This is a genomic window from Natronobacterium haloterrestre (genome assembly GCF_900112205.1).
GTDB classification, from domain to species: domain Archaea; phylum Halobacteriota; class Halobacteria; order Halobacteriales; family Natrialbaceae; genus Natronobacterium; species Natronobacterium haloterrestre.
The window spans coordinates 253,894-277,725 of the sequence record NZ_FOKW01000006.1; the positions used below are offsets into that span (position 1 = coordinate 253,894).

Below are 23,832 nucleotides of genomic sequence, written 5' to 3' on the forward strand. Positions count from 1 at the left end.
GTAGCGGACGTCACGCCCGCCTCGGATCACCGGTCGAGCCTGGGGGTCCGCGGGATACACTCAAGTAGGATGAGGTGAGTTATCACGTATGGTCGAACAGACCGCAGACCTGCGTGTGACGAATGCACGAGTCGTCACGCCGAACGGCACCATCAACGGCGGCGTAGCAGCGACCGACGGTACCATCGTTGGCGTCGGAACCGAGTCGAACCTCCCCGAAGCGGAGCGGGAGATCGACGCCGACGGCAACTACCTGATCCCGGGCTTCATCGATCCCCACGTCCACTGGGGACTCTCGCGGTACGAGTACGAGTACCACGAGGGGCTCGAGCACGACTTCGAGACCGAGACCCGCGGCGCAGTCCACGGCGGCGTCACGACCGTCGTCAACTTCCTCCTGCAGAAGGAACCGTACCTGCCGGACATGGACTTCTTCAAGCGCGCGGGCGAGGAGAACTCCTACATCGACTTCGCCTACCACGCGATCGTCCACCAGGACCACCACGTCGATGAGATCGAGGGGCTTGCCGAGGAGGGGATCCGCTCGTACAAGGTCTTCTTCAACTGGTACAAGAACGCCTCCCCGGAACTGGGCATCGACCACTCCAACGCGGGCGGCGTCTACAAGGTCCTCGACAAGGTCTCGGAGATCCCGAACGGCGTCGTGATGTTCCACGCCGAGAACGAGGACCTCGCGACCGAGCGCCGGGCGGAACTCAAGGAAGAGGGCCGCAACGACCTGAAAGCCTGGAGCGAGTCGGCACCGAACATCTGCGAGGCGATGCAGATCGAACAGATCGGCCGCCTCACCGAGTACACCGACTCGAGGGCCTACATCGTCCACATGAGCACGGCCGAGGGGGTCGACATCTGCAAGCGGTTCCAGGAGCAGGGCGTCAACCTCCACGCCGAGACGCTGCCGGCCTTCCTCTCCCATACCTACGAGCAGGAGGACCTCGGCGTCTGGGGCAAGATCTCGCCGCCGCTGCGGGGCGAGGAGAGCAAGAAGCGCCTCTGGGAGGGGCTGCGCAACGGCGTCGTCGACTACGTGGGCACCGACCACTGCCCCCACAAGATCGAGTTCAAGGAGAAGGAGGAAGGGAAACACGGCGACATCTGGGATGCGATCCCCGGCGACAACAACGGCATCGAGTACTTCCTCCCCGTCATGATGAGCGAGGGGGTCAACAAGAACCGCATCAGCATGGAACGGCTCGTCGAGGTCTGTTCGACCAACAACGCCAAGCGCTGGGGGCTGTACCCGCGCAAGGGTGCGATCGCCGAGGGTTCCGACGCCGACATGGTCATCGTCGACCTCGACAAGAGCGCGGTCGTCGACGACGACTTCTATCACACGATGGAGCCCCGCTACTCGACGTTCCACGGCGAGGAACTGACCGGGCTGCCGACTCACACGATCGTCGGCGGCGAGGTCGTCGTCGAGGACGGCGAACTCCGGACCGATCCGGGCGGCCGGAACTACCTCCCGCGCGGTCCCGAAGGCGTCGAACTCGAGTGAGAGTGAGAGTGAGAGTGAGAGCGAGAGCGAGCGTGACAGCGAGAGTGAACGTTCGATGACGGTCGTCGGCGTCGTGCTGGCCGCGGGCCGGGGCACCCGGTTCGCGGACGGCAACAAACTGCTCGCGACGGTCGGGACGGACGGCGAGCCGATCGTCTCCCGTGCGGCCCGCACGCTCGACGTCGGGGGCGTCGACCGCGTCCTCGCGGTGGTGGGCCACGACGCCGACGCCGTCGGCGAGGCCGTCGCGGACCGCGTCGACGGGACGGTTCACAACCCTGAGTACGAGCGCGGGCAGAGTACGTCCGTTCGCGCGGGCGCTCGAGCGGCCCGCGAACACGGTGCCGAGGCCGCCGTGTTCCTGCCGGGCGACATGCCTCGGGTCGATCCCGGAACGGTAACGCGGCTCGTCGACGAGTACCGGGCGACCGACGCCCCGGTCGTCGTGCCGGTCCGCGACGGACGGCGCGGGAACCCGGTGTTGTTCGACTCGTCGCTGTTCGACGAACTGACCGAGATTTCGGGCGATACGGGCGGCCGGGCGCTGTTCGATTCGGTCGACGTCCGCCGCGTCGCCGTAACGGATCCCGGAATTCACCGCGACGTCGATACCGTCGCGGACCTCGAACGAATGCGTCAGTCCGACGGTGGCGACGGTTCCGACGGCTCGGACGGCTCGGACGGCTCCGACGGCGACCGCTCGTGAATCGGCCCCGCACGGTCGCGTAGCCGTCCTCCTTCTCGATCGTTACTCACCGCGAGTACCTCCGAGACGATGCTGAGCGCGATCTCGACGGGTTCGCCCCCGCCCAGGTCCAGTCCGACGGGCGAGGCGATCCGGTCACGGTCCTCGTCCGTCAGCGTCACGCCTTCCTCCTGCAGGTCGTCCCGTAGCCGCTCGAACCGCTCGCGCGGCCCCATCAGCCCGATGAACGGCGCCGGCGTCGACAGGAGCGCCTCGAGCGCGAGTCGGTCGTCGAGGAGGTTGTGGGACATGACGACGACGAACGTGCGGTCGTCGACCAGCTCATCGAGGTCGCTCGGATGGGTCGCCACGACCCGGTCGGCACGCGGGAACGACGATTCGTCGGCCTGTGCCCCGCGGGCCGTCGCGACCGTCACCTCGAGGCCGACCTCCCGGGCCAGCCGCGTCACCGGCCGGACGTCCGGCTGGCCGCCGAAGACGAGCAGGCGTTTTACGGGCTCGATCCCGTCGACGAAGAGGTCGACGTCCCCGCCGTCGGTCGCGACGGTCCGACGCTCCCAGCGGCCGTCGGCCGCTCGCTCGCGGGCGTCCGCGAGGACCGCCTCGAGGACGTCGTCGGGGACGGCCGGCCGGTCGTCGGGTTCGATCGGCTCCCCCTCGGCGGGAACGGTCGTCCGTGCGCCGACCGGGAGCGAATCGGTGCCGTCGACCACGGTCACCGTCGCCCGGCGTTCGCCGGCTCCGAACGCCTCGACGGGCTCGCTCCAGGAGTCGTCTACGGGTTCGACGAGGACGTCGACGATCCCTTCACAGCCCAGTCCAAGCCCCCACCCGTCATCGTCGTCGGTCAGGTCGAACGTGACGACGGTCGGCGAGCCGTCCGCGAGGACCTCGCCTGCAACCTCTCGGAGTGGACCCTCGAGACAGCCGGCCGTGATACCGCCGTAGGTCGATCCGTCCCTCCCGAGGAGCATCTTCGCGCCGGGCCGCCGGTAGGCGGATCCGTCGACGCCGACCACCGTGGCGACCGCACGTCCCCCGTCTCCCTCGAGGGTCCGCTCGAGGCGTTCGAACAGCTCGAGTCGGGGAACGCCCCACGGATCCGTCGGTTCGCTGTCGATCATATGCAGTGTGTTACCCTCATGCAGTATATTCGTTGTCCCTCGGCGGCTGTTCCACCATGTGGGATCGTTCGGTTCGACTGGGGATGCTCGATCGTCCACTTTTCCACGTGTATTCCGCCGCTTATCCTTCGAGTCCCTCGTCTGGCAACGCGTGGCGCTCGGTGTTTCGGAAGCGACGTCGTCCGCCGCTAAGTCCAGTGCCAATCGTTATCATGTATTGTTCCGCGATGATGAACGCTTATGTTGGTCGATCGTTATTGGTATGATATGGCAACACCCGGCTCGGACGGAATACAGGCGGTCGACCGAGCGTTCGACATCGTGGAATCGTTGAACGATCTCGATGGGGCGGGCGTCTCGGAACTGGCCGACCACGTGGACCTCCCGAAGAGTACCGTTCACAATCACCTGAAGACGCTCGAGCGGGCCGAATACGTCGTTCGTGACGGCGACGAGTACCGGACGAGCCTGAAGTTCCTCCAGCTCAGCGAGACGGCCCGGACCCAGCAGGAACTCTACCGGGTCGCCCGTTCGGAGGTCGACCAGTTGGCCGAGAAGACGGGCGAGATTTCCGCGCTGATGACGGAGGAGCACGGTCGCGGCGTCTTCCTCTACCGCAGCCGCGGGTCCGAAGCCGCCCGCATCGACACCTGCGTCGGCGACCGAGTCCCCATTCACTGTACGGCACTCGGCAAGGCGATCCTGGCCTTCCTGCCGGAGGGGCGCCGAACCGAGATCATCGACCGCCACGGGCTGTCGGCGGTCAGCCCGAACACCATCACGGATCGCGAGGTCCTGGCCGAGGAACTCGAGTCGGTCCGCGAAGAACGCATCGCCTACGACGACGAGGAACGCCTCAACGGGCTCCGAAGCGTCGCAGCGCCCATCCTCGACGGCTCGGGGTCTGTCATCGGCTCGATCAGCGTCGCCGGGCCGACCCACCGCATGCGGGGCGACCGCTTCGAGACGGCGGTCCCCGAGACGGTGCTCGGAATCGCGAACGTGATCGAACTCAACCTCGAGCACTCCTGACCTGTTCGACGATACTGAACGGGCTCGGTCGGAAGGGGACGACGGTTCGGGGTCAGTATGTATTTACGGCCGTACTGCTGTAAACGGCGGGTTGGCGATGATTCCTCGAGTTGGTCACCGGCGTGGCGCGAAGTGACCGGAGAGGGGTTCGCGTTCTGTCCGGTGGATTGTGAATCTCCGATCGGCAGAGGTAACATAAAACCTAGATATAAAACAGAATGATATAAATGGTTGGAAGGGTTCGTCTCGACCGGTTTCGAACTCGAGCCTCGAGCGGTGTCTCGCAGTGCTTTGGGTTGCTTACTGCTGATGTTCTGCCCTGGGGTCCTTTCTCACAAATCGACGACGTCGACGTTTGTACCGGGTCTCGCTCGATCGCGCCGGATACCCGGATACTATATCTAGTTTGGCTATTTCCTCTTACTATAATCTTTATATCATTTCGAGTATTCGGCAGTTCCTCAAGCGTGCGGGTCAAGTGCGTTCGCTCCGTACGGAGGACAACCGTGACCGATACGCGAGGCCCCCTTCAGCCGGACCGACCCGACGTCGATCGTCCGTTCGAGGTCGACGCGCCGTTCGATCCCGCGGGTGACCAGCCCGAGGCGATCGAACAACTGGCCGACGGCTTCCGGCAGGGGATGGACGAACAGACCCTGCTGGGCGTGACCGGCTCCGGGAAGACCAACACCGTCTCGTGGCTGATCGAGGAGATCCAGAAACCGACGCTGGTGATCGCCCACAACAAGACGCTCGCGGCGCAGTTGTACGAGGAGTTCCGGAACCTCTTTCCCGAAAACGCCGTCGAGTACTTCGTCTCCTACTACGACTACTACCAGCCCGAGGCCTACGTCGAGCAGACCGACACCTACATCGACAAGGACGCCTCGATCAACGACGAGATCGATCGGCTGCGCCACTCCGCAACCCGTTCCCTGCTCACCCGCGAGGACGTCATCGTCGTCGCCTCCGTCTCCGCCATCTACGGGCTGGGTGACCCGCGAAACTACGTCGACATGTCGATGCGCCTCGAGGTCGGCGAGGAGGTCGGCCGGGACGAGCTGCTGGCGCGGCTCGTCGATCTGAACTACGAGCGCAACGACGTCGACTTCACCCAGGGGACCTTCCGCGTGCGGGGCGACACGATCGAGATCTACCCGATGTACGGCCGCTATGCGGTTCGTGTGGAGCTATGGGGCGACGAGATCGACCGCATGGTCAAGGTCGACCCCCTCGAGGGGAAGACGCAGGGCGACCAGCAGGCGGTGCTGATCCACCCGGCGGAGCACTACTCGATCCCCGAGACGAAACTCGAGCGGGCGATGGAGGAGATCCGCGAGGATCTGGACAAGCGCATCTCCTACTTCGAGCGCCAGGGGGACATGATCGCCGCCCAGCGCATCGAGGAACGAACGACGTTCGACCTCGAGATGATGCAGGAGACCGGCTACTGTTCCGGGATCGAGAACTACTCGGTCTACCTCTCGGATCGGGAGTCGGGCGAGGCGCCCTACACCCTGCTGGACTACTTCCCCGAGGACTTCCTGACGGTGGTCGACGAGTCCCACCAGACGCTCCCGCAGATCCGCGGCCAGTACGAGGGCGACAAGTCCCGGAAGGACTCGCTGGTCGAGAACGGGTTCCGCCTGCCGACCAGTTACGACAATCGACCGCTCACGTTCGACGAGTTCGAGGAAAAGACGAACCAGACGCTGTACGTCTCGGCGACGCCGGGCGACTACGAGCGCGACCACAGCGATCAGATCGTCGAACAGATCGTTCGGCCCACGCACCTCGTCGATCCCGAAGTCGAGGTCTCGCCGGCTAGCGGCCAGATCGACGACCTGATGGACCGCATCGACGAGCGGATCGACCGCGACGAACGGACGCTGGTCACCACGCTCACCAAGCGGATGGCCGAGGACCTCACCGAGTACCTGGAGGAGGCCGGCGTCGACGTCGAGTACATGCACGACGAGACCGACACCTTAGAGCGCCACGAGATCATCCGCTCCCTTCGGTTGGGAGAGATCGACGTGCTCGTCGGGATCAACCTCCTGCGGGAGGGGCTGGACATCCCCGAGGTCTCGCTCGTGGGCATTCTCGATGCCGACCAGGAGGGGTTCCTGCGCTCGGAGACGACGCTGATCCAGACGATGGGGCGGGCAGCGCGCAACGTCAACGGGAAGGTCGTCCTCTACGCCGACGACCCCTCGTCGGCGATGGAGTCGGCCATCGAGGAAACCCGCCGTCGCCGCCGCATCCAGCGGGAGTACAACGAGGAACACGGGTACGAGCCGACGACGATCGAGAAGGAGGTCAGCGAGGCGAACCTGCCCGGCAGCAAGACCGACACGACCGAGGTCTCGGGTCGGTCGCTCGAGGACGCCGAGGAGGCCGCCCGCTACATCGACGAACTCGAGGACCGCATGCAGGAGGCGGCGAGCAACCTCGAGTTCGAGTTGGCGGCCGACATCCGGGATCGCATCCGTGAGGTCCGCGAGGAGTTCGACCTCGCAGGCGAGGACGACGAGGGGATCGCGCCGCCGACCGAGGAGTTCTAACTCGGGACGACTCCGATCGGTTTCGTAGCTGATCCCGATCGGAGTGGGAAAGGAGCGCTTTCGAACCGGCACCGGTTAGTCAGCTTCTGTGACGTGGGTTCGCTGTGCGAGCGCCGGTAGCCTACTGATGTCGATCCGGGGGATCGCTACCGAAGCCTTCCCGGAGCCTTCCTGGGATCACCCCAGCACGCCGAACCCGAACTCCGGCATGCCGAAGACGGGTCCCCAAAGCAGGTCGAGCGCGACCCCGACGACGACCGCTGGCAGGAAGTTGTAGACCGTCGCTACCACCGCTGCCTTCGCGTCGACGGCCAGCAGCGGGAACAGCGCGTCGCCGTCCTGGGCGATAGCGTTGGCCGTGAGCGCGGAGAAGGGCAGTCCGCCGTCGGCGTAGACGCTGGCCAGCAGGATCTGCGGGCCACAGCCGGGAATCAGCCCCACGGCCGCGCCGCCGATCGGGGCCAGTACGCCCGCCGCCGCCGCGAGGGTCGCGACGTTCGCCCCCGAAAGCAGGACGAAGTACTCGTAGACGAGGAAGGCCACGAGCACCCAGACGGTGACGAAACTGGTCTCCATCGCGGCGTGGGTCAGCGTATCGTAGACCGACGAGAAAGAGTCCCTGGCCCGCGCGATTTCGCCCTCGCCGACGTAGTGGCGGCCGACCAGGTAGAGGTACAGCGACAGCAGCGCGCCGACGACGCCGACGACCGTGAACAGCCCGGCGAAGTCCGCCCCCGCGGTGATCGGCACCTCGGGGCCGCCCCACAGCAGGTACAGCGTGCCGAGAACCAGCCCGGCGACGGCAGCCAGCCACCACAGGACGTGTGCGAAGTGCGAGAGGGGCGTGAGCACTCGAGAGTGACGGTCGGGGCCGGTCTCGTGGGCGTGGGTCGGCGCGGGCCCGGCGTAGTCGTGGGCGGGGTTGGGCCGGACGCCGCCGTCGACCACGGTCCCGCCGTCCGGGGTGGCAGGGGAGAGTTTCGCGACCGCGGCGTCGACCCGCGAGACACCGAGGCCGACCGAATCGACCAGGTAGCCGGTGACGACCGAGGCCGCGAACGCGATGGCGTAGGCGTACACCGCGGCCTCGGGGGCGAGCGCGAGGATGACGAACGCGGAGTCGCCCGCGGTCGCCCCCAGCGTCGCGACGACGGTGCCGAAACTGACGCTCCCGCGGACGTAAAGCGGCATGACGACGATCGCGCCGCCACAACCCGGAGTCAGCCCCAGCAGCCCCCCGAACGGGACCTGTACTCCCTCGTTCTCCTCGAGGGCGGCGAGTACGGCCCCGTTCGTCCGATATTGGATCAGTCCGAACGCGAGCACCGTCACGGCGACGAACGCGCTCACCTGGACGTAGCCGTCCCGGAGCGACTCGAGGAGGATCACGAACCCGTCGTTCATCGCGTCCCACCGGCCGTCCCGTCCGCGGTACGAAGATTAGACATCTCTAAAGATGTGTTTAGCAGTATAGGATAAATGTGTTACGGTGGAATTCGATCAGCTAGTATCTACCGTGGAAACCGGCGTATGGCAGAGGTTTCGACCAGTCTAATCTAACTCCGGCTGGGACGTCCAAACCACGACCGATCTCCGGGTTCGGGGACGCCGACTCGAGGCGGTCGCCGGCCAGGGTTCGACCCGAGGCGGCCTCGACTCCACTCCGAACTGCGCCGTCCGGACTACAACTCGAGCGTGTAGACCACTTCCTTCCGCTCCTCGCCGCCGATCTCGACTTCGCCCTCGCCCGTTCGTTCGAAGCCCAGCCGCTCGTAGAAGGCGCGTCCGCCGTCGTTCGAGGCGAAGTCGATCGCCCGCATGCGCTTCATGTTGAAGTCCTCGAGGTCGTCCCGGAGCCGTTCGTGTAACGCGGTGCCGACCCCCTCGCGCTGGTGGTCGGGGTGGACGAACATCCGGAGCACGTCGCCCTCGTCGCCCTGGACGACGCCGTGGGTGAACCCCACGACCTCGCCGTCGACCTCGGCGACGAGCAGCGCCGTCCCCGCCTCCGAGAGGGCGCGCTCGAGTTCCGCCTCGCCGTACCAGTCGTCGATCGTCTCGTCGATGGTGTCGGCGTCGAGTTCGTCGTAGGTGTCGTGCCAAGTGTCGCGGGCGACCTCCCGGATCGCTTCGCGGTCGTCGGCGGTAGCCGGTCGGATCTCCATACACTGACGTACGGTAGCGATCACCAAAGTTGTACGCGCAACGTGAGTTGGACCGCTCCAAGTGGAGTTTACGTTCGGACGTCGAACCCGTGCTCGCGGAGCAGGTCCGGCACGCGGTCGCGGTGGTCGCCCTGCAGTTCGATGTGGTCCTCGCCGACGGTGCCGCCGGTGCCGAGCGACGACTTGAGGTCCGAGGCGATCGATTCGAGTTCCGATTTCGGGAGGTCGAACCCCTCGACGATCGTCACCGGCTTGTCGTAGCGGCGACTTTCGGTGCGGATCGAGAGCAGTTGCTGGGACGCGTCGAGATCCCCCTGACTGTCGAGTTCCTCGAGCAGGTCCTCGAGTTCGTCGTCCTCGTTTGCCATCGTTTCACGTAGGGGGCGGTCGGAGATAGCCCTGTCCCTGCTCTCGCAACGCCCGAGAAAACGCAGCAGGGTCGCCGTCCGCCGATCAGAGCCGGGACTTGATCGTCTCGGCGGTCTTCTCGCCGACGCCGGGGACGCTCCGGAGGTCCTCGAGGCTCGCTTCCCGGACGTTCTCGACGCTGCCGAACCGGCCGAGCAGCCGTTTCCGGGTCTCGGGGCCGACGCCCGGCACGTCGTCGAGTACCGTGGTCACGTCGTCACGGATCGTCTGGTGGTACTGGACCGCGAAGCGGTGGGCCTCGTCGCGCACTCGCTGGAGGAGATGCAGGTGTGGCGCGTCGTCCGGCCAGGAAAACTCGCGATGGGGGGTGACGACGCGCTCCTCGGCCTTCGCCAGGGCGACCGCGGGGACGTCCCACCCGGCTTCGGCGAGCGCGTCGCGGGCCGCCTCGAGTTGCCCCTCGCCGCCGTCGATCAAAAGCAGGTCGGGGTCCGGCCGATCGTCCCGGCCCTCGACGGCCCGGCGAGCGCGCCACTCGAGCAACGCCTTCATGTTCGCGTAGTCGTCGTTCTCGTCGGCGAGTTTCTTCCGCCGGTAGTCGGCCTTCTCGGCGCTGCCGTCGACGAAAGTGACGTCGCTGCCGACCGCCGACTTCCCCTGGGCGTGGCTCACGTCGAACCCCTCGATGCGCTCGACGCGCCGGGTCTCGAGGTCCAGCGCGTCGGCGAGCATCGCACACTCGTCGCGGCTGCCGACGTTGCGCCGGGCGTTCTTCAGCGCGAGGTCGACCAGTTTGGCCTCCCGGCCGGCACCCGGGACGCGAACCGAGACGCCCTCGGCCTCGAGCCAGGCCGTCACTTCTTCGTCGCCGTGGCGCTCGGGGAGCAGGAGTGCGTCGGGCAGATCCCGCTCGGCGTAGTACTGGACGATGAAGGCCGCGAGGACGGCCGGAACGCCGCCGTCCTCCCCACCGGAACTGGCGTCCGCATTCGGGGCCTCGAGCGTGTGTCGCTCCCGATTCACGAGTTTGCCGTCCTCGGCCCGCAAACGGGCGACCGTCGCGTCCCCGCCCTCGACGGCGACCCCCAGTACGTCGACGGCCCGTTCGTCGCCGACCGACTGGACGGCCTCGCCGCCCTCCCCGTGGAACGCCTCGACCGTCTCGAGTCGATCCCGCAGGTTGGCGGCGCGTTCGAACTGCTGCTCCTGGGCCGCAGCCTCCATCTCCCGGCGCAGCGGGTCCGCGAGGACCCCCGTCTCGCCCTCGAGGAAGCGTTCGACCGCGGTCGCGTCCTCGCCGTAGCTCTCGAGGTCGATCTCGCGGGTACAGGGCGCGGTACAGAGCCCCATCTCGTAGTCGAGACACGGCCGGTCGCGGTTCTCGTACTTGTGGTCGGAACACCCGCGAACGCCGTAGGTCTCCCGCAGAGCCTTCACGACGGTCTCGACCTGGGTCTTGTTGGTGTAGGGCCCGAAAACGGTCGCCGACTCGTCGGGGTCCCGCGTGATTTCGATCCGCGGGGCCGGGTGGTCCGTCAACTGGACCATCGGGTACGACTTGTCGTCCTTGAGCCGGACGTTGTAGCGGGGCTGGTGGCGCTTGATCAGGTTCGCCTCGAGCAGCAGGGCCTGGGTCTCGGTGTCGGTGACGGCGATCTCGATTTCGTCGGCCCGGTCGACCATGCGCCGGATCCGTGCGCTGCGCGGGTCCGCGTAGGACCGCACGCGGTCCCGCAAGTCGACTGCCTTCCCGACGTAGAGGGTCGTTCCGTCGGCCCGGAACTGGTAGACGCCCGGCTCGCGGGGCAGGGAGCCGGCGCGTTCGCGAACCGCCTCGGCGTTCATCGGCGGGCCTAGGGTGGCGGGGGGTTTCAGCCTGACTCATCACGGGGACGCGGTCAGTCACGCGCCGACGGGCGAAACGCGGTACTTTCTCGGTGCTCGACCTCCCAGGGACGGACATGACCGAATCGACCGAGACGGTCCGGTGCTGGCTGGTCGAACGCGATTACAACGACAAGGGGCTGGTGACCCTCGCTTACGCGACGAGCGACGGCGACCGCGTCTACCGCCGGGAGCTCGCAGCGGGGGCCGCGACTCGCTCCAGGGTGACCGCCGCGAAGGACGTCGAACCGGACCAGCTCGAGCCGGTCGAGGACGAGGACACCCGCGAACGATACGCGATGGAGGTCGAGCGCACCGCCGAGGGGTACGAGCCCGACGACCCGATCTGACCGCTCGCTCGCGTTCGCACCCGCTTTCGTCCGTTGTTTCCGCCGCGGGAGAGCGTATATTATCCATCGAGAGTGACAAACCTTATCGGCGGACGCCGTTACCACACGGGTATGCCCGCCATCACAGTCGACGGCCTGACCAAGTCGTTCGGTGGGACGCTCGCACTCCGGGATCTCTCCTTCGAGGTCCGGGAGGGCGAGGTGTTCGGCTTCCTCGGCCCAAACGGGGCCGGCAAGTCGACGACGATCAACGTCCTCCTCGACTTCGTTCGCCCGACGGCCGGCAGCGCCGCGGTTCTCGGCATGGATGCCCAGGCCCACAGCCGCGAGATCCGGTCCCGCACCGGCGTCCTCCCCGAGGGATATCGGGTGTACGAACGGCTCACCGGCCGCCAGCACCTCGAGTTCGCGATCGACTCCAAAGGCGTCGACGACGACCCCGACCGGCTGCTCGAGCGGGTCGACATCGCCGACGCGGCCGACCGGAAGGCCGGCGGCTACTCGAAGGGGATGGCCCAGCGGCTCATGCTCGCGATGGCCCTCGTGGGCGAACCGGATCTGCTGATCCTCGACGAGCCCTCTACCGGACTCGACCCCAACGGAGCCCGCGAGATGCGCGAGATCGTCCGCGCGGAGAACGACCGCGGCGCGACCGTCTTCTTCTCGAGCCACAGCATGGAACAGGTCGAGGCGGTCGCCGACCGCGTCGGCATCCTCCGGGACGGCGAGATGGTCGCGGTCGACTCCGTCGCCGGACTGCGCGACTCCCTCGAGGACGGGACGACGCTTCGCGTGACGGTCGACCGGATCGACGACGACGCCCTGAACGCGGTCCGGGCGCTCGAGGACGTCTCGAACGCGGCCGTCGAATCCGGCGACCGGAACGAAGCCGAACCGACGCTCGTCGTGAGCGTCGACGGCTCGAAGACCGCGGTCCTGGGCGAACTCGAGGACCGTGGGATCGAGGTCCGTGACTTCTCGACGCAGGAGGCCTCGCTCGAGGACGTCTTCCAGTCGTACACGACGGGATCGGAGGTGGAGGCACGATGAGTACCGATTCCGCGTCCGCCGGTCCGGGGTCCGCTTCCGGCGTCGGCTCCGTCAGCCTGGACAGCGTTCGAGCCATCGCGAAAAAGGACTTTCAGGATTCGATCCGTTCCTGGCTGTTCCTCTTCCTGAGCGCCTTCTTCCTCTCGATCCTCGTGCTTCCGACGGTGTTGCTGTGGTACCTCGGCGGCGACGTCCCGACCGCGGAGGCGACGACACAGGGGCTGGTCGGTACCGTCCACAACGTCACCAGGCTCGTCATCCCGGTGATCGCGCTGGTGCTCGGCTGGAAGGCCATCGCCGGCGAGCGCGAGTCGGGGAGCCTCAAGGTCATGCTCTCGCTGCCCCACTCCCGGACCGACGTCCTCGTCGGGAAGTTCCTCGGCCGCTCGGCGGTACTGTCGCTGTCGCTGTTCGTCGGGTTCTTCTTCGCCGCGTTCGTCGTCGCCCTGGCGTTCGGCGGCTTCGACCTGACCGACTACGTCGGCCTGTTCGCCGTCTCGGTCCTCTACGGGCTGGCCTACACCAGCATCGCCATCGCACTGTCGTCGCTCGCCCGGTCGACGACGGTCGCCGGCGCGCTCGCGTTCGGCGTCTTCGTCCTGTTCTACGTCGTCTGGGAGACGATGCTCGTCGCCGTCGACACGCTGGTCCAGCTCGACTACCTGCCGGGCGTCGAATACACCGTCACCGGCCCCGGCGGGGAGTCGATCGCACTCGAGCGACCCCACGACGTGGCGTTCCTCTTCCACAGTTTCGATCCTGGGGTCGCCTACCGGAACGTCCTCTCGTTCGTCACCTCGATCGCCGAACAGAACCCCCAGGTCGTCCGCTCCATGGAGAACGCCTTCGGCGGGAGTGTCCCCTTCTACCTCCAGGACTGGTTCTCCGTCGTCGTCCTGCTGTTCTGGATCGTCGTCCCGCTCGCGGTCGCGATCTATCGGTTCCAGCGGGTCGACCTGTAACCGAACACGGGTCGAGACGGTCCCGGTCGTTCGCTTCTCTCCGACCGATCCGACGGTCGTCCGCGGGGTCGACGGTCGCTATGCCGTCCGGTCCCACTCGCCCACTTCCACGACCAACCCAGTCCGTCGAAGCCTGTCGGCGAGCGGATCGCCGATTCCCGACGCCGGCGTGAGCACGCCGCCCTCGAGCGGCGAGTCGATCTCTTCGCAGGCGAGACACATCGCGGCCTCGCCGAGCATATTCGCGGTCGCGCCGTAGCCGGGATCCCGGTCGGCGCCGATCCGACTCTCCACGACGAACGGGCCGTCGGGTGCGGTTCCGCGGCCGAGCACGCGGACGGTGAAATACCCGCTCTCGATCTCCTCTCGAGTCGGTCCCTCTCCCGGATCTGGGAACACGAACCGACGGAGGGCTTCCCGCGTCGGGCCGAAGGCCAGCCCGGCGGTCGCGAGCCCGAGGCCGGCTGTCACGGCGCTTGCACCGGCCATGCCGACGAGGCCCGGTCCGATTGGTACGACCTCCGTGCACTCGAACTCGCGGCCCCAGGGATATCCGAGTAAGGCGTTGCTCCGTCTGATCACCCGCTCGTTCACGACCGCCATCGGCGACGGGGCCGTCCACTCCCCTCGCAGCGCGTCGTTCCTCGGGAGGGACTGTGCGCCGGGGTCGACGCCGTCGCGCTCGCCCGGTGGCGCCAGCGAATACGGATTCCGAAGCGTCTGCCGGGCGACCGGATCGGTGGACGCGGCCCGGAACAGTTCGACGGCGCTCGCCATCGTTCCGCCGCTTACCCCGCCGCGAGCGTCCTCGAGGTAGATCCGGGCCAGATCACAGGGCGTCCCGAACTCGTCGATGGCAAACGACTGGACGAGCTTCGTCCCGAGGTCGGCGGGGATCGAATCGAACCCGCAACTGTGAACGATCCGTGCGCCCGCATCGACCGCATCGTCGTGGTACCGGTCGATCATCTCGCGGACCCAGTTGATTTCGCCGGTGAGGTCGCAGTAATCCGTTCCGGCGGAGATGCACGCCTCGACGAGCGGCGTGCCGTACGTTGTGTACGGCCCGACGGTCGTACAGACGACGCGGGTCGCTTCGGCGATGGCGTCCAGGCTCTCCCGATCCGTCGCATCGCCGACGACGATCGGAATCTCCTCCCATTCGGATCGCTGGCGTACGAGCGTCGCTTCCAGTTCGCGAAGCCGCGTCTCGTCGCGACCGCCGAGCGCGAGCGAGAGGTCGTCCGGCGTGTACCGTTCGGTGAGGTGTTCAGCGACGAGACGGCCGGCGACGCCGGTTGCACCCCAGACGACGAGATCGTGTGTTCGGGCTGTGGTCGACACGAGTACCAGTCGCTTGGTGGCCTATCGTCCTCAACTGTTCGGTGGCTCCCGCAGTGATCCCGCGTTACAGCGGCAGCGAGGCGAAAGTCCATCCCTTCAGGGGCGGGAGGAGGTCGAAGCAAACCGGGGTAGGATCACTCGTCTGTAAACGACAAGATAAGTGACCGTGACGAAGAGATACAGTCCACTGGTGAGCAGGGGTGGCCAGCCCAGTACAAAAATCAAAAACGCAGCCCAGAAGCCACCCAACACGACACCACCCAGTGAAACGACGTGTAGTCCCTCCGTAGACTGTACCTGCAGGTCGCTACCAGTCGTCAGCCGAAGTCCGATCAGTCCGACTGTGAGGGACGTCCATGTGAGGACTGGGAGCCCAACCACCGTCCAGACGGTTGCTTGCAACCGCTCGGATGAGCTAATGAGTATTGCCCAACCGAACAAACTGAATGCGGCCCACGCAATACTCCGCAACAACTCCTCACGTACGATCAGGCGGACTCGTGGATGTCGCAGGAATTCACGGAACGGATTCTCTGTTCCGGCCGATTCGTTGTTCAGTGCTCGTTTTCCTTCCGGTGAGAGTGGCCACTCGGACTCCGGATGATTGATGTAATACAGGGTCGAGTCGGCAACAGTTTCTGTTGCAACGATCCCACGGTTTTCCAGTTCGTCCAGTCGGTTGCGGACGGTGACCTTCGAGACGTCCGGTTTCACCTGCTGTTCGATCTGCTGTAGTGAAAAGAACGGTCGATCGGACTGGTGCATCGTCTCGATGACGTGCCGTTCCGTGAGTTTCGTATTCACCCTCCTGTCTTCCGGCAATTCCGCAGAGATCCATGGAGGGAGTGACATCTATTCTTCACGAACCGTCGAAGAAGTATGGAGGTTTCGGACTGTTGACGTTCCTATATTACAGAGAAAATATAGCGGGTCAGCTATTGGTGGCTTTCCAGTTCCGGACTTTGCGGACGCAAAGTCGGTTTTGCGGCTACAAAACGCTACTATCCGGATGCAAAACTCTCACCGGTGCTTTATCAGCAGAAATCCTTGCCTCACCTGTAGATATGAACCCACAACTACGACGCATCATACGGGAGGAATCGTTGCGAGGCATCGCATGGATCAGCCTCGGAATTGTCGGATGGCCACTCGTGATTTCAGCGGTAGCGTGGTTGGACGCCACGCCTTTGACGGTCTTCGGGCTACCCGTGCTCACGTGGGCGACACTCACTGTTGGGATGATCGGGTTGCGACTCATCACGGGAAGTGACTTACAAGTACGAACGAAGGCGGGCCTGGATATCGTCTTGCTGGAAGGGATTCTCGTCACCGGATTCCTCGTCGTGTATCTGGTTGCCGTTGCAGGGTGGTCACTCCTCCCCACAGTCGGGGGATACCTCGCTATCACGGTACTGTATGGCCTCTACTACTGGCAGGTTGTACTTCCACGGATTGAGACCCGCTTCGATGGGTGATTGTCGCTGCGGTTGCTCACCGATCGGCTGTATCTTTCTATGATTTCTGCCAAACCAACTGATTAATGAACGGTCCCTCGACCAACCGAGATTGCATCTTCAGTCCTGAATATGCGCCCCGTCTCTTGCGTGCGTCGTTCAATCTATATTAAGTATCACAAGCGGCCAATACTCTGAGAATATATCGATAAGATAAATACCCGAAATAAAACAATTGGATCCGCCGGCAGGGGATCTGAGTACGTAGTACGGGAGTCCATCAAATGTAAAAAACATAGCAGGTGTGGGAAGGGTCCGGAAATGGTAACCGTTAGATTGACAACAGAACAGTAGCTGATCGCTGATATGGCTCTGGCTCTCCGAAGCACAGTTGAACGAGCCGGCTATCTGTCGGCAGTCATTGCAGTCCTGGCATTCGGGGCCTATGAGGGAGTCCAACGGGAAGCCATTTCTCTCGACCTCCACTGGCTGATCGTCCGGGTCGTTACGATCGACGCCGTTGCGGCGACGGTCGTTTTCTCGGTACTGGTGACTGTGAGTGGGGTGATGCTCACGTACGAGGTCTATGGTGAACGTGATCCCGATGAGCGCGTACTAGACGGCCCCCGGGTCGCCGCGATCGTCCCCGCGTATCAAGACGCCAACGTGATCGGCGAGAGCGTCGAGACGCTGTTGGCATCAAACTACCGGAATCTCGAGATCGCGATCGTGGGCGAACCCAACGATGAACCCACGGTTTCGGCTGCCCGTGAATACGCCAGACATCCGAACGTGCAGGTACTAATCAATGGTGATCCAGGTTCCAAAGCCGGTGCAATCAACGACGCCGTCGAGCGGCTAGATGCCGAGTACTTTGCGGCCTTCGACGTCGACGAACGGATCGATCCTGACTTCATTCCCTCCGCGATGTACCACCTCACCGAGGAGAGCGTTGACGTCTTCCAGGCGCGTCGTGTTCCTCGCGTTACCGGCCCAGTAGAGGCGTTAGCCTACTGTGAGCGGCTCCTTTTTCACGCCGGTTACAAACTCGTCGAGCCCCTGGGGTTCACCTACTGTCGGAGTTCTTCCTCCGCGTTCACTCGCGAGGCCTTCGAGACCGTCAACGGTCTCGACGAGTTGCTGACCGAAGATATCGACTTCGCGCACAAGTGCTTCCGGGCAGATTTATCCGTTCGGCAATCACGAAATATCACAAACGAGATGGAAGCACCCCACGCTCTTGGCGATCTATGGGGCCAACGCAAGCGGTGGCGACTCGGCCACATCGAAGTTCTCTTCAAAGCCATTACGGGCGGATACGACCGCGGCGGGCTCCGGGGGAAGATGTCGACGCTCCGGATATTCTCGAGTCTCGCGGCCAGTGTCTTCCTGGTCGCACTCGCCGCGAAGGTTCTCGTGTTGCTGGTGCTTGATCTCGAATTATTCTTCCTATTGCCGTTCGTGGCGATCAGCTTGACGATTGTCCCCGTTCTCACTCACGACGTCCGGCAGGGCCACGTCGCCGAGTTGACGCCGGCGTTGATGCTGGTGCCGTTGGTGTATCCAGGTTTCGGTCTATTGACTATCCGGTGTGCGTTCGAATACTTCCTCAGTTGGGACGGTGAGTGGTATCAGGTCGACAAAGCAGGCGCGTAACCGGTCCACTCCCAGTTCAGATCACCCAACCCCTCTAGTGGCGGTCCAAGCCTGAACTGATGGGTCGAATCCGCTCGTGTGGGCCGGTTCGACCCATCAGTCGACGGTTGGAACGGTACTAGTTTGGTGCCTGCTCACGTTGAATCCGTGAGACATTGCGATCCGTGAGGGGTTCGGCGGTAACTTGGGCTCTGTCTTCAGCGCCCCGCGACGAACAAGTATCGGGACTGTCGGGTTACTAACAGCTGGTGCCCACGTTCGACCGAACAGTTATCTGGCGCTCTGCAACTCGAGAAGACTCCGTATGAACAGTTCGATGATCCTTTCACTCGTCCTGCTGCGGCTGGTTCCGCTTCCCGCGGATTGATCGTCGGTCCACCCGATGGAACGGTATGTCGAACGCAACCGATCGCGCCTACGAACTCGGGTTCCGAACCGTCGAAACCGAGTACGCCGACCGACGGCTCCCGGTCGAGGGGGCCGTCCCCTCGTGGCTCTCCGGGGCCCTGATCCGGAACGGGCCGGGACGGTTCGAGTTCGGCGGGGAGCGTGCGACCCACTGGTTCGACGGCCTGGCGATGCTCCGCCGCTACGGCTTCGACGACGGCACCATCTCGTATACGAACCGGTTTCTGCGTACCGAGGCGTACGCGGCCGCCGATTCCGGCCGCGGCGCGACGGAGTTCGCGACCGGCGACGGTTCGCTTCGTCGGACTCTGCGGTGGCTCCGATCGCTCGGACCACCCGAACCGACGGACAATGCGAACGTTCACGTCGCCCGGCTCGGCGAACACTTCGTCGCGCTCACCGAGGCCCCGCGCCGAATCGCCTTCGATCCGGTCACGCTCGAGACTCGCGGCGAGTTTCGGTGGCGAGACGACGTCCCGGAGCATCTGGCGACGGCCCACCTCACGGTCGATCCGAACCGCGAGGAGACGATCGGTTACAGCACGGCGTTCGGTCTCTCCCCCACGTATCACGTCTATCGGATCCCCCACGGACGCGCCGCCCGACGGCACGTCGCTACCGTGCCGGCCGCCGGCCCCGGATACGTCCACGACTGTTCGGTTACCGAGTCACACGTCGTCATCGTGGAGACGCCGCTGCGGATTGCGGTGACGAAGGCGCTGGCCCCGTGGAACGGCAGCGAGGGATTGCTCGATCTGCTCGAGTACGACGAGTCGGCCCCGAGCAGGTTCCTCGTCGTCGATCGGGACGCCGAGACGCTCGCCGCGACGCTCGAGTCGCCGCCGTTCTTTACCTTTCACCACGTCAACGCCTACGAGGACGGCGACGAACTGGTCGTCGATCTCGTCGCGTTCGACGACGACGAGATCGTTCGGGCGCTCACGTTCGAGGCCCTTTCGGAGGGGGCCTTCGCTACGGCTCCCGACGGTCGGTTCGTCAGGTATCGGCTCCACTCCGAGGAGGACCGCGTTCGACGCTCCGAACGGTACGACGGCGGGATGGAGCTTCCGACCGTTCCGGAACCGGTTCGGGGCCGACCGTATCGGTACGCGTACGCACAGGCGACCGACAGGGTAGGTGCGAACGGACTGGTCAAACTCGACGTCGAACGGGGCACCGCGACGGAGTGGTGGGAGCGTGGCATCTACGTCGAGGAGCCGCGGATGGTTCGACGCCCGGACGGCTCGGCCGAGGACGACGGCGTCGTGATCGCGACGGCGCTGGATACCGGGCGGGAGCGCTCGATGTTGCTCGTGTTCGATGCGGAGACGCTCGTCGAGTTGGCGCGTGCGCCGCTGCCACACGCCGTCCCGTTCGGGTTTCACGGCCGGTATTTTCCCGACGCGTGACCTTGCCCAGGGGGCGACGCGGGCGTTCGCCGCGACGATGAAAGTTAGGTAGCTGGTTCTGGTATCCGAGGGCGATAGATGACCGACTGCATCTTCTACGGCGGCAAAGGCGGCGTCGGCAAGACGACCTGTGCGGCCGCGACCGCCGTCGCGCTCGCCGACGCTGGGCGAGAGACCCTGGTCGTCTCGACCGACCCGGCCCACTCACTGTCGGACTCGCTCGAGGTCGACCTCGGGCCGGAGCCCGCTCCCGTCGCGCTCGAGCCGTCCGGCGGGAACGACGCCGAACCGGCGAGCGGATCCCCGACAAACGTGGCCGCCGGTACCCTCTGGGCCGCCGAGATCGACCCCGACGCGCAGGCACAGCGATACGAGAAACTGGCGACTGCGCTGGCCGCTGACCTGCGCAGCGCCGGCATCCGGCTCTCCGACGAGGAGGTCGAGCGGATCTTCGCCGCCGGAACCCCCGCAGGCGGCGACGAAATCGCCGCGCTGGACCTGTTCGTCGAGTACCTCGAGTCGGACGACCCGGACTGGGACGTCGTCGTCTTCGACACCGCGCCGACGGGTCACACACTGCGGCTGTTCGACACGCCCGAGGTGATGGGGCTAGCCCTCGAAACGGCCCGCTCGCTGCGCGGTCAGGTCCGGCGGATCGGCTCTGCGGCCCGAACGGCGATGTTCGGCCCGATGGCGGGGATGCGCGGCGACGACGACGGCGACGACCTCGAGGCGTTCCGGGACCGCCTCGAGCGGGCCCGCGAACTGCTCGTCGATCCCGACAGGACGGAGTTCCGGGTCGTCACGATCCCAGAGGGGATGGCGATCGCGGAGACCGAACGGCTGGTCGATCGGCTCCGGGAGGCCGAGGTACCCGTCGAGCGCCTGGTCGTGAACCGGGTGTTCGAGGCCCCGCCGGAGGGGTGCCCGCGGTGTGCGGACCGCCGGGAGCGACACGCAGCGCGCGTCGCCGAGATCCGCGAGACGTTCTCCGACCTCGAGGTCGTCACCGTGCCGGAACTCGAGGGGGAGGTACAGGGACTCGAGGCGGTGCGAACGGTCTCTCGGCGGTTACCAGCCGAGTGAACGCCGCCGTTCCGGTCGCTTTCCCAACAATTTTTACGATTCCCGACGCGGGGCCGGTATGTCGTTGTTTCCGACCGAAATGGAGAGCGAGCGGCTCCGGTACGAGCGACTCCACCCCGACGACGTCGACCCGTTCGACCTGTACGAGCACGTCCGCGCCGGCGCGCCCCACATCGACGAGATCACCGAGCACGTCACCTGGGAGCCGTACGACCACCCGCAGGAGGCCCTCGAGTGGATCGAGACCTGCGGCGAGGAGTTCGAGGCCAGCGACGCCGCGACGTACGTGATGCGACCGACGGAGGGCGACCGAGCGGGCGAGTTCGCCGGCCTGACGGGGCTGTCCCTCGACTGGGACCGTCGGGTCGCGACGCTCGGCGTCTGGTTCCGGAAACCGTTCTGGGGCCGCGGATACTCGGGGGAACGCGCCGGCCGCATGCTCGAACTCGCCTTCGACCGGCTCGACCTCGAGGTCGTCACGGTATCCCACGACCCCGACAACGACAACTCGCGGCGGGCCATCGAGCGCTACGTCGAGCGGTTCGGCGGCCGCAGGGAGGGTCGGATCCGCAACGACATCGTCATCGACGGCGAACCGCGGGACTCGATCCGCTACAGCATCTCCCGCGAGGAGTGGCGGGCGAACCGGGAGTGATCACCTTCACTCGAGGTCGATCCCGCGTTCGGCAAGCAGGTCGCGGAACTCGTCCTCGTCGACGATCGGTACGTCGTTTTCCTCGGCGTCGTCCCGCTTCGTCCGCCCGGGATTGTCCCCGACCACCAGGTAGTCCGTGTTCCCCGAGACACTTCCCGTGGCGTTCGCGCCGTGGGCCTCGACGGTCTCCTGGGCCTCGCCCCGTGTCACGCCCTCGAGCGAACCGGTGAAGACGAAGGTCAGCCCCTCGAGTTCGTCGCCGCCGGACGCGAGGGCTGATTCCTGGGGGGAGACGTGCTCGAGGACGTCGTCGACCGCCGCGGCGTTCGCCTCGCTCGCGAAGAACTCGTGGATCCGCTCGGCGACCGTTTCGCCGACGTCGTCGACCCCCTCGAGCCGTTCGGGGTCGTCCTCGGCGGCCTCGCGGAACGCCTCGAACGTGCCGAACTCGCGGGCGAGTTCGCGGGCGGTCGTCGGGCCGACGTGGGGGATGCCAAGCGCCGAGAGGAAGTCGGCGAGCGGGGGTTCTCGGGCCGAATCGATCTCCGCGAGCAGGTTCTCGGCGCTTTTCTCGCCCCAGCCCTCGAGTTCGGCGAGGTCCTCGCGCTCGAGTTCGTACAGGTCGGCGACCGACTCGAGCAGGCCGGCGTCGACCAGTTGGCGGACGCTCTTCTCGCCCAGGCCCTCGAGATCGAGGCCGTCGTCGCTCGCGTAGTACTCGATCGATCGGCGCAGTTGTGCGTCGCAGGCGAGTCCGCCGGTACAGAACGCCATCGGGCCGTCGCGTTCGATCGGGCTGTCGCAGACGGGACAGTGATCGGGCAGTTCGTAGTGGCCCTCGCTTTCCTTCTCGACGACCTCCTCGACGTAGGGGATCACGTCGCCCGCCCGCTGGACGCGGACCGTGTCGCCGACGTTGACGTTCTTCTCGGCGATCTCCTCGGGGTTGTGCAGGCTCGCCCGCGAGACCGTCACGCCCCCGACGTCGACCGGCTCGAGCAGGGCAACGGGGGTGACCCGGCCGGTACGGCCGATCTGGACCGCGACGTCGACGATCGGCGTCACCTCCGCGCGGGCGGGGAACTTGTAGGCGAAGGCGTAGCGATCGTGGCGTGCGGTACGGCCCAGTTCCTCGCGGGCGTCGCGGTCGTCGACCTTGATCACGACGCCGTCGATCTCGAAGTCGAGGTCGTCACGGGCCTCGAGCATGCGCTCGCGGTAGTCGATCGCGCCGTCGACGTCGTCGACGACCTCGACGCGGTCCGTTACGCGCAGCCCCCACTCGGGGAACCGCTCGAGTTCCGCGCGGTGACTCTCCTCGAGGTCGCTGGCCTCGAGCACGTCGAAGTAGAAGACCTCGAGTGGGCGCTCGGCGACGACGGCGGGATCGAGTTGCCGGATCGTCCCGGCGGTCGCGTTCCTGGGGTTGGCGAACGGGTCCTCGCCGCGTTCGATCCGCTCGCGGTTGTACTCCTGGAAAGCGTCTTTCGGCATGTAGACCTCGCCTCGGACCGCGAGGAAGTCGGGGTAGTCGCCGTGGAGCCGCTGGGGGACCGAACCGATCGTGCGGGCGTTCCGGGTGACGTCGTCGCCCTCGCGGCCGTCGCCGCGGGTGACGGCCCGCTCTAGGCCGCCGTCCTCGTAGACGAACTCCATCGAGACGCCGTCGAACTTGGGTTCGCAGACGTAGTCGACGCTTCCTACCTCGCGGCGGACCCGCTCGTCGAACTCCCGGACGTCCGCCTCGTCGCCGCTCCCCTCGATCGAGAGCATCGGCGCGACGTGTTCGACCGTCTCGAACTCCTCGATGGGTTCGCCGCCGACGCTCCTGGTCGGGCTGTCGGGGTGGTCGAGGTCGAACGCGTCCTCCAGTTCCCGCAGTCGGGAAAAGAGCGCGTCGTAGGTTCGGTCGGCGATGATGGGATCGTTCTCGACGTAGTAGCGGCGGTCGTGCTCGCGGATCGCCTCCCGGAGCAACTCGACCTGCTCGCGGGCCTCCTCCGGCGAGAGCTCCTCGACCGGCTCGAAGTCGGTCGGCGGATCCCGGAGGTAGGGGTTATCCTCGGCGTTCTCGTCGACGATTGGCATTTCGCGG

The 23,832-nt window shown here is 65.8% G+C and carries 20 protein-coding genes; 12 read left to right on the forward strand and 8 right to left on the reverse strand.

Annotation, left to right across the window (positions count from 1 at the left end; all coding sequences use genetic code 11):
• Window positions 1–88: 88 nt before the first annotated feature.
• Both BM113_RS13380 and BM113_RS13385 read left to right on the forward strand, forming a co-directional pair.
• Window positions 89–1,519: a dihydroorotase gene (locus tag BM113_RS13380; RefSeq protein ID WP_089788566.1), complete on the forward strand. Its 1,431-nt coding sequence runs from the start codon at window positions 89–91 to the stop codon at window positions 1,517–1,519.
• 55 nt (window positions 1,520–1,574) lie between these two features.
• Window positions 1,575–2,225: a nucleotidyltransferase family protein gene (locus BM113_RS13385; protein WP_089788567.1), complete on the forward strand. Its 651-nt coding sequence runs from the start codon at window positions 1,575–1,577 to the stop codon at window positions 2,223–2,225.
• Here BM113_RS13385 and BM113_RS13390 read toward each other — a convergent pair.
• Complete coding sequence (locus BM113_RS13390) at window positions 2,156–3,349, reverse strand: XdhC family protein (RefSeq protein ID WP_089788568.1); 1,194 nt, start codon at window positions 3,347–3,349, stop codon at window positions 2,156–2,158. The two genes, BM113_RS13385 and BM113_RS13390, sit on opposite strands and share 70 nt — an antisense overlap.
• A 267-nt stretch (window positions 3,350–3,616) precedes the next feature.
• On the opposite strand from BM113_RS13390, the gene BM113_RS13395 reads away from it, so the two are divergent.
• A complete protein-coding gene (locus BM113_RS13395) occupies window positions 3,617–4,381 on the forward strand; it encodes an IclR family transcriptional regulator (protein WP_089788569.1) in 765 nt (254 codons plus the stop codon).
• 506 nt (window positions 4,382–4,887) lie between these two features.
• Entirely contained in the window at window positions 4,888–6,945 is a 2,058-nt protein-coding gene (gene uvrB, locus BM113_RS13400; RefSeq protein WP_089788570.1) for an excinuclease ABC subunit UvrB, read from the forward strand.
• Between the two features lie 177 nt (window positions 6,946–7,122).
• On the opposite strand, the gene BM113_RS13405 is transcribed toward uvrB, so the two are convergent.
• The 4 genes from BM113_RS13405 to BM113_RS13420 all read right to left on the reverse strand — a co-directional run bounded on the left by BM113_RS13405 (window position 7,123) and on the right by BM113_RS13420 (window position 11,324).
• On the reverse strand, window positions 7,123–8,349 hold the full coding sequence (locus tag BM113_RS13405; protein WP_089788571.1) for a putative manganese transporter: 1,227 nt from the start codon (window positions 8,347–8,349) through the stop codon (window positions 7,123–7,125).
• 278 nt (window positions 8,350–8,627) lie between these two features.
• Window positions 8,628–9,110: a GNAT family N-acetyltransferase gene (locus BM113_RS13410; RefSeq protein ID WP_089788572.1), complete on the reverse strand. Its 483-nt coding sequence runs from the start codon at window positions 9,108–9,110 to the stop codon at window positions 8,628–8,630.
• A 68-nt stretch (window positions 9,111–9,178) separates the two neighbouring features.
• A complete protein-coding gene (locus tag BM113_RS13415) occupies window positions 9,179–9,478 on the reverse strand; it encodes an SUI1 family translation initiation factor (protein WP_089788573.1) in 300 nt (99 codons plus the stop codon).
• An 85-nt stretch (window positions 9,479–9,563) separates the two neighbouring features.
• Window positions 9,564–11,324, reverse strand: coding sequence for an excinuclease ABC subunit C (locus BM113_RS13420; RefSeq protein ID WP_089788574.1), 1,761 nt, complete (start codon window positions 11,322–11,324; stop codon window positions 9,564–9,566).
• A gap of 116 nt (window positions 11,325–11,440) precedes the next feature.
• Here BM113_RS13420 and BM113_RS13425 point away from each other — a divergent pair, with 116 nt between their 5' ends.
• From BM113_RS13425 to BM113_RS13435, 3 genes are all read left to right on the forward strand, one after another.
• Window positions 11,441–11,713, forward strand: a complete 273-nt coding sequence (locus BM113_RS13425) for a DUF7967 family protein (protein WP_089788575.1) — start codon at window positions 11,441–11,443, stop codon at window positions 11,711–11,713.
• A 111-nt stretch (window positions 11,714–11,824) separates the two neighbouring features.
• On the forward strand, window positions 11,825–12,763 hold the full coding sequence (locus BM113_RS13430) for an ABC transporter ATP-binding protein (protein ID WP_089788576.1): 939 nt from the start codon (window positions 11,825–11,827) through the stop codon (window positions 12,761–12,763).
• Complete coding sequence (locus tag BM113_RS13435; RefSeq protein ID WP_089788577.1) at window positions 12,760–13,725, forward strand: ABC transporter permease; 966 nt, start codon at window positions 12,760–12,762, stop codon at window positions 13,723–13,725. The genes BM113_RS13430 and BM113_RS13435 overlap by 4 nt, the downstream gene beginning before the upstream one ends.
• A 78-nt stretch (window positions 13,726–13,803) precedes the next feature.
• Here the strand turns inward: BM113_RS13435 and BM113_RS13440 are convergent, their stop codons facing one another.
• Both BM113_RS13440 and BM113_RS13445 read right to left on the reverse strand, forming a co-directional pair.
• Window positions 13,804–15,069, reverse strand: a complete 1,266-nt coding sequence (locus tag BM113_RS13440; protein WP_089788578.1) for a saccharopine dehydrogenase family protein — start codon at window positions 15,067–15,069, stop codon at window positions 13,804–13,806.
• A 96-nt stretch (window positions 15,070–15,165) separates the two neighbouring features.
• A complete protein-coding gene (locus tag BM113_RS13445; RefSeq protein WP_089788579.1) occupies window positions 15,166–15,921 on the reverse strand; it encodes a hypothetical protein in 756 nt (251 codons plus the stop codon).
• Between BM113_RS13445 and BM113_RS22645 the strand changes: the two genes are divergently transcribed.
• The 5 genes from BM113_RS22645 (at window position 15,906) to BM113_RS13470 (ending at window position 21,737) form a co-directional block, all read left to right on the forward strand.
• Window positions 15,906–16,544: a hypothetical protein gene (locus BM113_RS22645; protein ID WP_245758055.1), complete on the forward strand. Its 639-nt coding sequence runs from the start codon at window positions 15,906–15,908 to the stop codon at window positions 16,542–16,544. The genes BM113_RS13445 and BM113_RS22645 overlap by 16 nt on opposite strands.
• Window positions 16,545–16,889: 345 nt before the next feature.
• Window positions 16,890–18,179 carry a glycosyltransferase family 2 protein gene (locus BM113_RS13455; RefSeq protein ID WP_089788581.1) on the forward strand — a complete coding sequence of 430 codons (1,290 nt, stop codon included), beginning with the start codon at window positions 16,890–16,892 and terminating at the stop codon, window positions 18,177–18,179.
• 392 nt (window positions 18,180–18,571) lie between these two features.
• Window positions 18,572–19,996, forward strand: a complete 1,425-nt coding sequence (locus BM113_RS13460; protein ID WP_089788582.1) for a carotenoid oxygenase family protein — start codon at window positions 18,572–18,574, stop codon at window positions 19,994–19,996.
• A gap of 78 nt (window positions 19,997–20,074) precedes the next feature.
• Window positions 20,075–21,082 (forward strand): ArsA family ATPase, encoded by a 1,008-nt coding sequence (locus tag BM113_RS13465; RefSeq protein WP_089788583.1) that lies wholly within the window; start codon window positions 20,075–20,077, stop codon window positions 21,080–21,082.
• 58 nt (window positions 21,083–21,140) lie between these two features.
• Complete coding sequence (locus BM113_RS13470; protein WP_089788584.1) at window positions 21,141–21,737, forward strand: GNAT family N-acetyltransferase; 597 nt, start codon at window positions 21,141–21,143, stop codon at window positions 21,735–21,737.
• 6 nt (window positions 21,738–21,743) lie between these two features.
• Here the strand turns inward: BM113_RS13470 and ligA are convergent, their stop codons facing one another.
• Window positions 21,744–23,825: an NAD-dependent DNA ligase LigA gene (gene ligA / locus BM113_RS13475; RefSeq protein WP_089788585.1), complete on the reverse strand. Its 2,082-nt coding sequence runs from the start codon at window positions 23,823–23,825 to the stop codon at window positions 21,744–21,746.
• Between the last annotated feature and the right edge of the window lie 7 nt (window positions 23,826–23,832).